This is a genomic window from Ochrobactrum sp. RH2CCR150 (assembly GCA_014138095.1).
GTDB lineage: Bacteria > Pseudomonadota > Alphaproteobacteria > Rhizobiales > Rhizobiaceae > Brucella > Brucella gambitense.
The window spans coordinates 413,766-427,909 of the sequence record JACGXE010000003.1 but is presented as its reverse complement, the minus strand read 5'-3'; the positions used below and the strand labels follow the sequence as shown (position 1 = coordinate 427,909).

Sequence of the window (14,144 nt, the reverse complement as noted above, 5' to 3'; positions counted from 1 at the left end):
CGGGGAAAACAGACCGACTTTCCGCCCGATGAAAACTAAGCGTTAACCATTCAAGACGATTATTAGCCCATAGAAATCCTGCGTCAGAATCGAGTGATCTGGTCGTTTGGCACAATCCTGTTTCGACGTGCCCATTCAGTCCGATTGTTTCTGATATTGCCGGTCATTCCGGCTTTTTGCAGCGTATGACACGACATTCGGTCGTGACATGCTGACCAACAACGATTAGGAATGGCGTCCAGTTGAGGTCGCAAATTCCGGGACAGAGCCGACTATGAAGAATTGCATCGCTGCCTGCCTGACGCTGCTGCCCGTCTCGCTTTCCGCTGCGCCGGTTCTGGCCGCAGACAAGGACAAGCAGTTTTTCCAGACGATCGAAGGCCAGTGGTCCGGCCCCGGTGAAATCGTGGCCGGCAAGTATAAGGGCACCAAATTCGTCTGCAATCTTGCTGGCTCCACGCCGGATGATGCGGTTGGCATGACGCTGGATGGCAGCTGCCGCGTCGGCGTCTTTTCGCAACCCATGAAGGCAACCGTCACCCGCGTCGGCTCCGGTTATTCCGGCAAGTTCAACGACGGTTCGGAAGGTAAAGGCCTCGACGTGACGTCGGGTTCTGTCAGCGGTAACAAGATGGTTTTCGGCCTCAATCGCAAACAGCTGAACGGCGCCATGCTGGCCCGCGTTTCCGATCAGAACACGATGAATGTCACCGTGTCCGTGCGCGTCGAAAAGGAACTCGTTCCGGTCATAGGCATGAGCCTCAAGCGCATTGATAATGTCGCCGTCGGCAGCATCGCCAAGAACTGATTTTTTACAGTTTTATTGGTTCCACCAGCCCGCATCCGTGCGGGCTTTTTCTATTTCAGATGATGGAATATCAGCTTTCCACTCAGCAATCGCACGTCCGGCAACCACCAGTGACGGTGCGATATCGTTGAGGGGCACAAGAACGAAGGCCCGTTCCTGCATGCGCGGATGGGGTAGCTGGAGTTCCGGTAGAGCCATCGTTATCGGCTGCCCGGCAGCGTCTTTCATCGCCAGAATGTCGATATCGATAATACGCGGTCCCCAACGCTCGAGCCGCACACGTTTCAGTGAGCGCTCGACATCGAGACATGTTGCAATGAGTTCAAGCGGTTCGAGTGTGGTTTCCAACTCTGCGCAGGCATTGTGAAACCAAGCCTGATCTGTCTTGCCCCATGGCGGGGTGCGATAGACGGACGAAACGGCCATGACGTTTGTATCGGCACGCGCATCCAGCATCCGCAACGCACTGGCCATCGAAATAACGGGGTCGTCAATATTCCCGCCAAGGCCAAGCCAGGCGCGATAAGGTCCTCCGGCTATGCTCACTGCGGATAGACCACCGTAACCTCGACATGATCCAGAACACCCGGCACCGGCGCATTGGGCTTGCGAACGGTGATTTCCGCGCGTTTGACCTGCGGAAACCGCTTGCTCAGAGCCTTGGCGACATCAAGCGCCAGCGTTTCAATCAGATAACGCTGACGGCCGGTGATGATTTCCTCGATCACCGTGAAAGCCGTCCCGTAATGGACGGTTCCTTCAATATCGTCGCTTTCCAGCGCGTTGCCCGGATCGACATCCAGAATGGCGTCGACATAAAAACGCTGACCGAGTTTGTGTTCTTCATCGAACACGCCGTGGTGCGCAAAGAATGCGCAATTCATAATCCGGATCGTGTACACGGCTTCACTTTCTGTTTTGGCTGCGCTTCACTTGCAGGATAGCATCCGCAACTGCAAGAGCGTCTCTATTAAAAGCGACATTGTGAACGCGAAAGATGTCGGCTCCTGCCAGTCGCAACGCCACCGAAGTCGCAGATGTAGCTATATCACGCTTCAACGGGTCGGTCTCACCTGTGATCGTGCCCACAAAGCGTTTGCGGGAGGTGCCGACCAGCCACGGATAACCAAAACGCTGCAATTCCTCCATCCGCGCCATCAAAACCACGTCGTCTTCAACAGTCTTGCCGAAGCCAAAACCTGGATCGAGAACAATGCGGGATCGATCGATACCTGCTGCGGCTGCAATCTCCAGTGACTTATTCAGAAAAACAGCGCGATCCTCGATGACATCGGGATCAATTTCCCGCTCACGGGTCGTATGCATGATAACAAGGCCCGCCCCGGTTTCGCGAGCAACATCGGCAATAGCCGGTTCGCGTTGCAAGCCCCAAACATCGTTGACGATATGCGCACCAGCCTCCACCGCTGCTCTGGCGGTCGATGCCCGATAGGTATCGACGGAAATGATGCAGCCGAAACGTTCCGTCAGCGCCTTGATGACCGGCACGACACGGCCCTGTTCGGTTATCGCATCGACGCTTTCCGCGCCCGGACGGGTCGATTCCCCGCCGACATCGATGATGGTGGCGCCGTCCTCAATCATCTTTCCGGCAGCAGCGAGCGCCGTTTCGAATTCGCTGTGATGCCCGCCATCAGAAAAGGAATCCGGCGTGACATTAAGAATGCCCATGATCACGGACTTTTCCCCGAACTCCAAGCTACGCCCGTGAGCCAGATGCCAGATTTTCGCCATTTCCGGTTATTCCTGTATAGATGCTAATTATGACCCGCGATGCAACCAAGCTGGTCGAATGTCATTTAACGAGATGCGTTATAGTTCTCTTGACGTTTGCATGCCAAGCTGCGACGGCAAAATTTGAGTTTATTCAGAGTTCAGAAAAAAGGTGCCAGGATATGATTTTTAAAAAGCGGATTCTGGCTTTTGGCGCAGCTCTGGCAATCGTTGCATCTCAGGCCGACGCCGCCTCTATCTTCCGTGAATTCAAATATTACACCATTAATGGCAAGACAGCCGCCGAACTGGATAAGGCACTGTCCCGTAGCGGCCCCTTTCTGAAGAAAACCGGACAGCATCATCCGGGCGCAGCGGAAATCCGCTTTGATGCCAAGGTCCGTTATGGCCGCGCAACGGGTAAGGCGTGCAAAGTGCAGGACGTCTACGTCAATGTTCACGCAAAAGTCTCGTTGCCGCGCTGGGCGCAACGCCGCAAGGCGACGCCGGAACTGGCGCTGATCTGGGACACGCTTTATCAGGATATTCGCCGTCACGAGGAAAGCCACATCGTCATCGCACGCAGCCATGCCAGCGAGATGGAACGGCAGATACGTGCACTTCGGTCGCGTTCGGATTGCGCCGTTTTGCGCAAGGATATCGACAAGATCACCGCGCGTCTGATGGAAGAACATGACGAGGCCCAGCAACGCTTCGACCGCGTCGAGACAATCAATTTTGAAAAGCGCTTCGAGCGCCTTTTGACTTATCGCCTTGAAAAGATGAACCAGCTGCCACGCTGATTATAAAGAACCGGCTTTCTGTAATCGCTTGCGCACGGCCTGCGTCATGAGAGCGGCTTCATGAAAGCCGGACAGGATCAGCTTCAATTTGCCCGGATAGTGACAGGCATCGCCAATCGCATAAATATCGGGCTGTGATGTTGCGAAGCTTTCGGGCGAAACAGCAATCGCATTGCCATTCCTCTCCAAGCCAAGTTCGGTCAATGGATCAGGACGCATGATCTGACCATCCCGCCCGAACGCCCCCAAACCCGAAGCGATCACCACGGCATCAGCCTGCAATGAGCCAGCCTTGTCTGTGATCAGGACAAAGCGCTCTCCTGCACGTTTCAGCGCAGTGAGCGTTTGACCGTAATGGAATGCAGGACTGTAAGGCGTGATCTGCTCCAGGAGCCGCGACACCAGTTCGTCGCCCATAATCGTCGGGAAGCCCGGAATATCGAAAATCGGCTTGTCGGGATAAAAGACCGTGCATTGTCCGCCCGGCCGATCCAGCGCATCAATCAGCTGGCATTTAAATCCGAACACGCCGAGCTGGAAAACGGCGAAGAGTGCTACCGGCCCTGCCCCGATGATCGCTATATCGTTTTTTATACCGATCCCCGGAGCCGCTGCCATCCTCTTAGTTCTGGCGTTCCGGCACCTGCACGACGAGACCGTCGATAGCGTCGGTCACGCGGATCTGGCAGGACAGACGCGAAGTCGGACGCACCTCATAGGCAAAATCCAGCATGTCCTCTTCCATCGGATCGGGTCCGCCAACCGTCTCGGTCCATTCTTCATCCACATAGACGTGGCAGGTTGCGCAGGCGCAAGCACCGCCGCATTCCGCATCGATGCCCGGAATGCCATTGCGAATGGCCGCTTCCATCACGCTGGAACCGTTATCGGCCTCAACTTCGGTACGTGCCGCGCCGTCTGCGGATACGAATACGATCTTGGTCATTTTCATTCCTTGAAACGCGTGAAGCCACGCGATCTTTTATCCTTCGCGGCGGATCACCCTAAATTGGGATCTGCACGCATAATCTTGCAAAGGCAGATACGGCGTTCCGGCCCTAGTTTCAACTGTGAGTGCCCCGTTAAGCCCAACTGCGCCAATATGCCGTGTTATATAATGTATAAGCGGCTGCGCCAGCGACGATATAATAGGTTTTCTGCAAAACTCTGCCTTGCCGTTGTGCAAGATTGGGGCATATGATGAAAAAAATGGGTATGCAGACCATTTGATCAACGAATCCTGCACCAAAGCAATGCACCTTAAGATTGCAATACCGGAACATGAATTCGAAATACGGGCAATCTTGTTAACGAATTCGCACCGCCTTTCGAATGGCAAAAAGCGACCCCTGCTGATTTCCACAACTTGCTGATAATTGCAAAAAGCCCGGAAACATCGCATTTTAGTGAACCCAAACGTTTTCTGTTAACCTTGTATTTAAAGTTTTAGGCATCAGCGGGCGTCGCCTATTTCCTTAACAGGACCGAGCCGGTACGATGCAAAATGGCGGATAAAGTTTAGTAACGGCTCTTTGACGATCCGGCCGTCACGGTAATTGAGTACGAGGTAGGCGAACAATGGCTTCCAAATCCAAGGCACAGAAGCTCGACCTTGAGGTTGAAAAGGCACTAGAACAGGCACTCGACATCGACTTCGGTGATGATCTCGATATCGATATGGACTTAAGTGCGTTCGACGAGAGCTTCTCGGTCGACGATCTGGAAGAGCAGATTTCGCGCGCTGCTGAAGAGCTGGTCGCGGAACAGAACACGAAGGCAGCAGAGCCGGCGAAGGTCGCAGCAGCGGCAATCGAAACCAGGGTCGCGCCCATCGTTTCTGCATCCGTCATCGCCACGCCTGCCGCGCCGCCCGTGCCGCCGGTGGTCAAAGCCGCGCCTTCCGTGCAGCAGCCAATACAGCAAATCGTCGCCAATACGCCGCACAAACCTGCCCCGGTTAAGCCCGACACGACGCAAGCCGCTCCTTCGCCTCAGCTTGCAGACGTGCCGGAAGCTCCGGAAGCCATCCTGCGTCCTGTCGCTCCGGCAGCAACCGTCAGCGTTGCAACACCTGCTGCGCGCACGCCCGCCAATGACGATTCCCGCAACGACCGCGCTATCGCGACCGCACCGCGCCGTGTAACCGAGCGTACATCCAAGCTTTACTGGACCACGACGGCGATCAGCGTGCTTTGGGCCGCCGGTGGCGTCGCGATTAGCAAGGCTATCGATCCGACTGTCTTCTCCAGTCTTGAAGCCACCCAAAACTTCTTCACCTCACCTGCAGGCATTGGTGTGGTTGCAGGCGTTGCCCTGCCCGTCGCCATGTTCTGGGGCTTTGCGCAGCTTGTGAAGCGTGCGCAGGAAATGCACAACGCTGCGCGCAGCATGTCTGAAGCCGCCATGAAGCTGCTTCAGCCGGAAGCCGTATCGGCTGACCGCGTTTCGACGCTGAGCCAGGCCGTGCGCCGCGAAGTGGCTGCAATGAATGAAGGCATCGAGCGCACGCTTGCCCGTGCGGTCGAGCTGGAAACCCTCGTTCAGTCTGAAGTCAATCAGCTTGAACGCGCCTATAGCGACAATGAAGTTCGTATTCGTTCGTTGGTCGGTGATCTGGGTAATGAGCGTGAAGCCGTTGTCAGTCATGCTGAACGCGTCCGCTCCTCGATTTCCGGCGCGCATGAACAGCTCAAGGAAGAACTGTCGAGCGCATCCAACATCATTCGCGACAATGTTCTGTCTGCTTCCCAGCAACTCAGCTCGCTGTTGAGCGAATCCGGCGAACGCCTGATCGGCAGCATCAATGAAAGCGGCAGCTCTATTGCTGAAGCCATTGAAACCCGGACCGGCGACATCGGCTCGCGCATCACGACTTCGGGCGAGGCTTTTGCCAATCTGCTCGATACGCGTATCGCGACGCTGGACGAACAGTCCCGCACGATTTCCGAACGCTTCACGACAGCTCTCGACGAACGTGCCGCTGGCATTGCCAATCTGCTTGGCAGCTCCACGGAATCGATGGTCAGCGAATTCGACACGCGCCTTGCCAATCTGGAAGGCACCTTGTCCGAACGCGGTCATGCCCTGCTTTCCGAGTTCGAGGCTCGCGCCCATGCACTCGACAGCAGCACAGAAAAGCTCAACGCCGCTCTCGAAACCCGTTCGCGTCAGATCAACGAAAACCTTATCGCCCGCACGCGTGAAATCGCCGAGACCTTCTCCGGCGGTCGCGCTTCGCTGAGCTCGATGATCGATGAAACCAAGACGAAGATCAGCGACGATCTGACCTCGATCGGTGAAAGCGTCGGCAATCTTCTCGGTGAAAAGGCAGCGGCCTTTGCAGGCAAGCTGGCCGAAAGCCGCGATGTGCTGGCCGCTTCGCTGGAAGGCGAAACCGACCGTGTTTCGGAAGTTATCCGCGGACACGCCGATACGCTGGCGGCCCGCACCGATGACATTCGCAATGCGATTGACGGCAGCGCGTCGGCGCTCAACTCTGTCGCCGACAATCATGCCGCCATTCTGGCAGAGCGTACCAATGCGCTGCGGCAGGCCATGGCGAGCCATTCGGCCCTGCTGGATGCGAGCTTTGCCGATCATGCCCGCTCGCTCGAAGAACGCGCTACCGCGCTGCATACCGTCATCACCGGCAATCAGGCCATGCTTGCTCAGCTGATGGATGAACGCACGGCTGCAATGCGCGATAATTTCAATGAAAATCGCGAAGTCATGGCGCGCGCCTTTGATGAACGCGTCAACTCGCTTCAGGCGCTCATTGCCGACAACCAGTCTTCGCTGGCACGCATTCTGGACGAACGCGCCGCGACGCTCGGCCAATCCATCGCAGCCGGACGCGATGCTTTCGAAGCAACGCTTGGCGAACATGTTCGTCATGTTGAAGAACGCACAAGCGGCCTGCGCGCTGTTCTGAGCAACCATAACGACTCGCTGGTCGACATTCTGAACGGCCATGAGCAGACGATTGAAACGCGTGCAGCGGCCATCCGCGCAACGCTCAGCGACAGCACCTCTTCGCTCAACCAGTCCCTGCAAGACCACAGCGATGTTCTGGATCAGCGTACCGCCAATCTGCGCGGCGCAATTGCCGACAGTGCTTCGGCAATCGGTCAGGCTTTCGAAGGTCAGACCGGCATTATCGAAGGACACACCGCCAATCTGCGCAGTGTCATCGCTGAAAGCGGAGCCGTCATCAATCAGGCATTCGCGGGTCAGAACGGCGCCATTGAAGAGCATACTGCCAACCTGCGTAACGTCATTGCGGATAGCAGCGCCGTCATCAACGATGCTTTCGCAGGCCAGACCGGCATTATCGAAGAACGCACGCAGACCATGGAAAAGGCGCTATCTATCGGCGTCGACAATGTTCGCCGTGCGCTGGAACAGAGCGCCGGTGTTGTTGCCACCTCGCTGCGTGAGAAGATCGGCGAAGCTGCAAGCACACTTTCCGCAGAAGCTGCCAAGGCCGGTCAGGCTCTGGATGGCTTCGGCGAAGCCTTCAGCGCGCGCCTGATCGACAATCTGTCGGGTACGGAAGCACGTCTCGGTGACCGCGCCGACGTGATTGCCGGACGCCTTGGCGACATTGAAACCCGCCTTACCGGCGAACTCGGTTCCATCGAAGCACGCATTGCCGATACGGCAACCAAGACGAGCGAGACCCTTGCCGGTCACAGCGAAGCTTTTGCAGCCAGCGTTGTCGATAATCTGGCAGGCACCGAAATCCGCCTCAATGAACGCGCTGGCGCTATTGCGAGCGGCCTGGAAGCCATCGAGAACCGCCTCACCGGCGAACTCAGCGCTATCGAGGCTCGCATCGCCGATACCGCATCGAAGACGAGCGAGACCCTTGCCGGTCATAGCGAAACCTTCTCGGTCAGCGTTGCCGACAATCTGGCAGGCACCGAAGCCCGTCTTGCTGAACGCGCCGACGCAATTGCCACCCGTCTCGGTGACATTGGCTCGCGCATCACAATGGAACTCGGTTCTGTGGAAGCCCGCATCGCGCAGGTCACGGATACGACGGCTGTTACGCTTGAAGAGCGCACGCGTGAACTCAATGCAGTTCTCTCTGCCCGCTCGCAGGAAATCACCAAGATCCTCAACGATACGGCAGAGCCGCTGGTACAGCGCCTTGCCGATAGCGGACGCGGTCTGGCACAGCAGCTTGAAGAAGCAACCCATGCCGCAACCGACCGCCTGCGTTCGGAAAATGCCGCTCTGGTCAATGCCCTGGCAAACCGCACGGCAGAAACCATCGCCGCTGTTCAGCAGGCAAAGGCTGGTCTCTCCGACAATGTCAGCGAGCTGATCGACCGCCTCTCCACGTCGAATGGCGAGCTTGGCAAGCTGATCGACGCTGCAACGCGCAACCTGACTGACATCGACGGACGTCTCGTCGACACCACGTCGAGCTTTGTCGAGAACACCAACCGCGCCGCGCAGATGTTCCAGGCATCGACCGGTCTGATCGACACCAATATCGGTACGCTGCGTGCGCTTTCCGATAGCACCCTGTCGCAGATTGCCGACATTGCCGACCGTTTCGAAGACCATGGAAAGGTTCTTTCCTCGGCCTCCGACATGATCAATTCGGCTCAGAACGGTCTGGTTACCACACTGTCCGACCGCCAGCAGGCGCTCGACAAGCTGGCATCCGGCCTCGTCGAAAAGTCGGAAGGCATCGAAAAGCTCATGCAGTCCTTCGAAACTCTGGTTGCTTCGGCATTCCAGCGCGCAGAAGGCCAAACCCGAGCATCGGCGGAAAAGATGCGCGAAAGCGTTTCGGAGATCGTCGAGCAGGCAGCGCAGAAGTTCTCGGCAGCAACCGACGATATCCGTCGCACCGCTGGCGAAATCCGCACCGAGCTGAACACCACGCGTGGCGAGCTGAAGCGCGGCGTTCTCGATATGCCTGCCGAAGCCAAGGAAACCACGACTGCCATGCGCAAGGCCGTGAGTGAGCAGATCAGCGCGCTCAAGGAGCTGGCTGAGATCGTCAACAAGTCTGGCCGTCTGGTCGATGTTGGCGAAAGCCGCGCAGACCGCCCGGTTTCGCGTCCTGCACCCGCTGCACAGCGCCCGGCCCCGGTTCAGGCGCCCGCTGCCCCGGTCGCACAGGCTGATGTCGCCGTTCGCCAGCGTCCGGTTGAAATGCCAAAGGCTCCGGCTGCAACGGCACCTGCTGCTACCGCTGAAAAACCTCGTGGCTGGGTTTCCGATCTCCTTGCCCGCGCATCGCGTGAGGAAGAAGAAGCCGTTCAGCCAAAGGCACAGCCAACCGCCGCTCCGCGTTCGCCGAGCCATGTGGTTGAATCGCTAAACTCGCTTTCGGTCGATATCGCCCGCGCTATCGATCACGAAGCATCGGTTGAACTTTGGGACCGCTACCGCCGTGGCGAGCGCAACGTGTTCACCCGTCGCCTCTACACGCTCAAGGGCCAGCAGACGTTTGACGACATCAAGCGCAAGTATCAGACGGATGGCGAATTCCGCCGCGCCGTGGACCGTTACATGGACGACTTCCAGCGCCTGCTTGAAGATGTCGCCCGTAACGACCGCGACAACATGGTGACGCAGACCTATCTGACGTCCGATACCGGCAAGGTTTACACCATGCTGGCCCATGCCAGCGGTCGCCTTCGCTAACAAGCGCCAGAGTCAAAACCATTCAGAACGCGGCCTTCGGGCCGCGTTTTTTATTGCCCCGACTGAAGGAAATTCCGGGAAACTGCCCGTCTTTATGACACGGCAGCGGTTCGCCATAAGTGGCTTTCCGATACCTGATAAAAGAAAGGCGGGGTTTGTACCCCGCCTTATTCATTTCTGTTGAATGGCTCGACCGTCTACGCGACTTAGAGCGCGTTTCGATCTGATTGTATCAGATCGGCGCTCTAAGCCTTTGTTTTAACGCGCATCTTTTCCGAAAACCGTTTCACACTTTTCGGGATGCGCTCTAAATAGCCGAAACCGTCCAGCTGACAATTTCATTTGCAGCACGGTCAAATGCTGCATCCAGCGCCTTCACGTAAGCCGCATTGCCGGTTCCGCTAACAGGCGCGGTACTGCGAAACACGCGCGTTGCGCGTACTTCACCGGTTTTATCATTCATGAGCTTGATGGCCAGCTCTACAACAGCCGTTCTGGAGCCGCCGCTAACCTGAACGCCGAACATGCGAAGATCGGTCAGGATCTGGTAATTGATCGCCAGACCGTCACCCGGACGGCCAACGCCGCTAAACACACCGGTATTTTCATAGGCCTGGACGAGGCGGGATTGGACGATATTCGTCAGCCTGTCGCCCCACTGCGCTCCCTTGAGATACTCGATGGAACCCGGCGCGGAACTGATCACGATGTTTTCGCTGTCGAGTGCCTTCAACGCCGTCGGCGTTGGGATCAGCAACTGCAAGCTCTTGCGGCTCGGCGACGAAACCGCTGGCTTCGGCGTCGAGAGATTAAACGTATCGAGAGGTGTCGTTCCACAACCGGCAAGAACCGCTGCCAGAACCAGAGAGACAGAACCCGCAAGAGGAAGGTTGCGACGCGATTTCACGCCCATAAACCCGCTTTTCGAATTTTCAGCCGAGAATATCAATGACGCGCCCTTCCATTATACTGAGGTACACTGCCTTGCCCGCCGAAAATCAAACGTTGCGGGTTGCGTTCGAGCTCTGTGATGGCCTGCTCGATGCGCTGTATGGAGCGGCGGCTATCAACAACCACCGACTGCACGTCCCGAAGACCCTGGCCGGAGAAACGCTGCAAGTTATCTGCAATGGGTCCCAAACGCTTGTCGAGATTGTCCGAAGTCTGACGAATGGATTCAAGCGTTGCCTTGGCCTGCGCCACAACACCGTCCTTGTCGTCCGTGGACAAGAGCTTGTCGGTCTTGGCCAGAATACCGTCAACACGAACCGAAGCAGCATTGAGACGCGCCATCGTTTCCTTCGCGTCTTCGACGATCTGCCTGATATTACCGGCATTGGAGCCGAGTTCGTCGATGACATCGGCATTCTTGGCCAATGCATCGGTGAATGTCTTGGTGTTGTTGATCGTGTCGGTCAGAGGACCACGGGCCTCTTTGACGAAACCTTCCAGCTCGCCGAGAACGGTGTTGGCGCGTCCAAAAATGTCCTGCGCCGTAGCAAGGAGATTGTTGACCGCAGAAGGGTCGGCATCGATACGTGCGACGGTATCTTCCTTGGCTGCTTCCGTCAGCAGGTTCGGTTCATCCAGACGTCCGCCTTTGAGTTCAATATAGGCTTGACCGGTCAGGCCCTGAAAACCAAGCGTTGCAGCAGTCGAACGCGTGATGGGCGTACTGCCGTTTACGCGGGTCTGCACGATCACCATTTCCGGGTTGCTCTCATCGAGATGCAAACCACGAACATCACCAACCTTGATACCGTTGAAGAGCACCTGGCTGCCGACAGACAAGCCCGTCACAGAGCCTGGAATGCGCACATCCATAGGAATGGAATCGCGAGCCTCACCGAAACGAGCGATCCAGTACACGAATCCGAAAGCCAGCAGGCTGACAAGCAGCGTGAAAACCCCGACCAGAACGTAATTGGCTTTTGTTTCCATATTTTATCCCGTCTGCAAGCGGCTGCCGGGCCGCCGTCTAGTTGGCGCCGAAGGATCAATCTGGCGCGCACGCTTGCCCCGAAAATAGGATTTAACCCAAGGATCGTCTACATGCAGCATGTCTTCGATTGTGCCACTGACCAGCACTTTCTTGTTGCCCAGAACAGCTATCCGGTCGCAGATAGCGAATAGACTGTCGAGATCGTGCGTGACCATATAGACGGTCAGGCCCATCGTATCGCGCAGGTTCGCGATCAGTTCGTCGAACTCCGCAGCACCGATAGGATCAAGCCCTGATGTCGGCTCGTCGAGAAAGACGATGTCCGGATCGAGCGCCAGCGCGCGCGCCAAAGCGGCGCGCTTGATCATGCCGCCGGAAAGCTCCGACGGAAATTTCTCTGCCGTATCCGGCTTCAGTCCCACCAGATCGATCTTCAGTCGGGCCAGCTCATCCATCAGCTTTGGCGACAGATCGAGATATTCGCGCATCGGCACCTGAATATTCTCAAGCACATTGAGCGCGGAAAACAGTGCACCATGCTGGAAGAGAACGCCCATCCGCATGTCGATGGCCATCTTCTCCATCTCATTGAGGCGATCAATGTTGCGACCGAGAATTTCGATTTCGCCAGACTGCTTCTTGTTCAGCCCCAGAATGGTGCGCATCAGCACGGACTTGCCGGCCCCTGAAGGACCAATGAAACCCAGAACCTCACCCTTGTAGATATCGAGCGAAAGCTTATCCAGCACCGGCGAACGGCCAAACGAAACCGTCACGTCGCGTACCGATATGATCGGTTTCGTCGTGCGATGGCTTTCATCCTGCTGTGGCTGCGACTCTACGTCGATACCGTTCTCCATATCTATTCTTTAACCGAGCCAAGCTTCCAACTGAACAGCCGAAAGCGACCGCAGGTTCAGTTTTCTGTGTAACTGTGTCTCAAAGAACCCAAACAAAACAACGGTCATATAAATCTCTAGAAATTAATCGCGGCGTAGAACATCGCGAACATGCCATCCACGACAATGACCACGAAAATAGCCTTCACCACCGATGCGGTGACCCGGCGTCCAAGTGATTCCGCACTTCCGCCGACCTTCATACCTTCGACCGAAGCAAGAATACCAATAATCATCGCCATGAATGGCGCTTTGATCAAACCGGCAAAATAGGTGTTCAGCGCCACCGCATCATGCAGACGGCTGATAAAGGCCTCTGGCGAGATATTGGAATAGAACCATGCGACTCCGCCTGCGCCGACCAATGCGGCCAGATTGGATATAATGGTCAGCAGCGGCAACACGATCACAAGCGCAACAAGGCGCGGAAAAACCAGAACACCAACGGGATTGAGCCCGATAACAGTCAGCGCATCGGTCTCCTCGCGCATTTTCATGGAGCCGATTTCCGCCGTTATCGCGCTGCCGGAACGACCGGCGATCATGATCGCGGTCAAAAGCACACCCAATTCACGCAAGACCAGAATGCCAACCAGATCGACGACGAAAATTTCAGCACCGAAGTAACGAAGCTGAAACGCGCCCTGCTGCGCGATGATCGCGCCGACGATGGTCGACATCAGGATGATAATGGGAATGGCGCCGACGCCCATGCGGTCCATCTGCGTTACGATGGCTGCAATCGGAATGCCGCTTCCGCGACCATATTTGAGCTGCGCGCCACGAATAGTCGCGCCCAGAATATGCATCGACATTTTGAAGTCGTCGAAAATCGATACGACACCGCCCCCCAAAGCGGCCAGAAACGCTATCAGAAAGAACGGCTTCTTGACACGAGGAACATCCAGTGCCCGCTCTACCGCTCCGCCAACCTCATCCATCAGTGGAGACCAGGCTTCACGGACACCTTCAAGCTTCACATCAGCCTTATTGGTGACCAGACGCTGCCTCAACCGCTCGACAAGCCAAGCGCCTGCCGTGTCGAGGCCGGAGATACCGGAAGCATCGATTTGTATGGATTGACCATTCGCGACTTTTTCGAGGCTACGCATTTTGTCATCGACGAGATGGACGCTTTGCGAAACCCAGCGACCACTCAGGCGAACAAGGCGCACGCCATCCTGATCCGTCACATCGATCTTTGGCGCGACATTCGCAGCAGCTCTTGCTTTGTCAGCAGTGTCGGTCAACATGGCAAACCTCATATACGAGTCGTAACACGACCGAAATAC

General features: G+C 56.5%; 12 protein-coding genes. 3 read left to right on the top strand and 9 right to left on the bottom strand.

Translation table 11 applies throughout. The annotated features are described in order from the left end of the window. Positions 1-274: 274 nt before the first annotated feature. Positions 275-808, top strand: coding sequence for a hypothetical protein (locus FHW03_RS09560; protein ID WP_078338574.1), 534 nt, complete (start codon positions 275-277; stop codon positions 806-808). 12 nt (positions 809-820) lie between these two features. Here the strand turns inward: FHW03_RS09560 and folK are convergent, their stop codons facing one another. From folK to folP, 3 genes are all read right to left on the bottom strand, one after another. Beyond that, on the bottom strand, positions 821-1,282 hold the full coding sequence (gene folK, locus FHW03_RS09555) for a 2-amino-4-hydroxy-6-hydroxymethyldihydropteridine diphosphokinase (protein WP_210277233.1): 462 nt from the start codon (positions 1,280-1,282) through the stop codon (positions 821-823). A 68-nt stretch (positions 1,283-1,350) separates the two neighbouring features. Then, positions 1,351-1,710, bottom strand: coding sequence for a dihydroneopterin aldolase (gene folB, locus FHW03_RS09550; protein WP_078338572.1), 360 nt, complete (start codon positions 1,708-1,710; stop codon positions 1,351-1,353). Between the two features lie 4 nt (positions 1,711-1,714). Beyond that, the gene (gene folP, locus FHW03_RS09545; protein ID WP_182520400.1) at positions 1,715-2,563 is read right to left on the bottom strand and encodes a dihydropteroate synthase; all 849 of its coding nucleotides are present in this window, start codon (positions 2,561-2,563) and stop codon (positions 1,715-1,717) included. Between the two features lie 161 nt (positions 2,564-2,724). Between folP and FHW03_RS09540 the strand changes: the two genes are divergently transcribed. Beyond that, positions 2,725-3,345 (top strand): DUF922 domain-containing Zn-dependent protease, encoded by a 621-nt coding sequence (locus FHW03_RS09540; protein ID WP_182520399.1) that lies wholly within the window; start codon positions 2,725-2,727, stop codon positions 3,343-3,345. Here the strand turns inward: FHW03_RS09540 and FHW03_RS09535 are convergent, their stop codons facing one another. Further along, positions 3,346-3,963, bottom strand: coding sequence for an NAD(P)-binding protein (locus tag FHW03_RS09535; protein WP_182520398.1), 618 nt, complete (start codon positions 3,961-3,963; stop codon positions 3,346-3,348). A gap of 4 nt (positions 3,964-3,967) precedes the next feature. After that, positions 3,968-4,291 (bottom strand): 2Fe-2S iron-sulfur cluster-binding protein, encoded by a 324-nt coding sequence (locus FHW03_RS09530; protein ID WP_182520397.1) that lies wholly within the window; start codon positions 4,289-4,291, stop codon positions 3,968-3,970. A 632-nt stretch (positions 4,292-4,923) separates the two neighbouring features. Here FHW03_RS09530 and FHW03_RS09525 point away from each other — a divergent pair. Continuing rightward, positions 4,924-10,011 carry a kinesin gene (locus FHW03_RS09525; protein ID WP_182520396.1) on the top strand — a complete coding sequence of 1,696 codons (5,088 nt, stop codon included), beginning with the start codon at positions 4,924-4,926 and terminating at the stop codon, positions 10,009-10,011. 307 nt (positions 10,012-10,318) lie between these two features. Here the strand turns inward: FHW03_RS09525 and FHW03_RS09520 are convergent, their stop codons facing one another. From FHW03_RS09520 to FHW03_RS09505, 4 genes are all read right to left on the bottom strand, one after another. Continuing rightward, positions 10,319-10,924, bottom strand: coding sequence for an ABC-type transport auxiliary lipoprotein family protein (locus FHW03_RS09520; protein ID WP_182520395.1), 606 nt, complete (start codon positions 10,922-10,924; stop codon positions 10,319-10,321). A gap of 32 nt (positions 10,925-10,956) precedes the next feature. After that, positions 10,957-11,952: an MlaD family protein gene (locus FHW03_RS09515; protein ID WP_182520394.1), complete on the bottom strand. Its 996-nt coding sequence runs from the start codon at positions 11,950-11,952 to the stop codon at positions 10,957-10,959. Between the two features lie 3 nt (positions 11,953-11,955). Next, positions 11,956-12,813, bottom strand: a complete 858-nt coding sequence (locus tag FHW03_RS09510; protein ID WP_182520393.1) for an ABC transporter ATP-binding protein — start codon at positions 12,811-12,813, stop codon at positions 11,956-11,958. Between the two features lie 116 nt (positions 12,814-12,929). Beyond that, positions 12,930-14,105 carry an ABC transporter permease gene (locus FHW03_RS09505; protein ID WP_182520392.1) on the bottom strand — a complete coding sequence of 392 codons (1,176 nt, stop codon included), beginning with the start codon at positions 14,103-14,105 and terminating at the stop codon, positions 12,930-12,932. Positions 14,106-14,144: the final 39 nt, after the last annotated feature.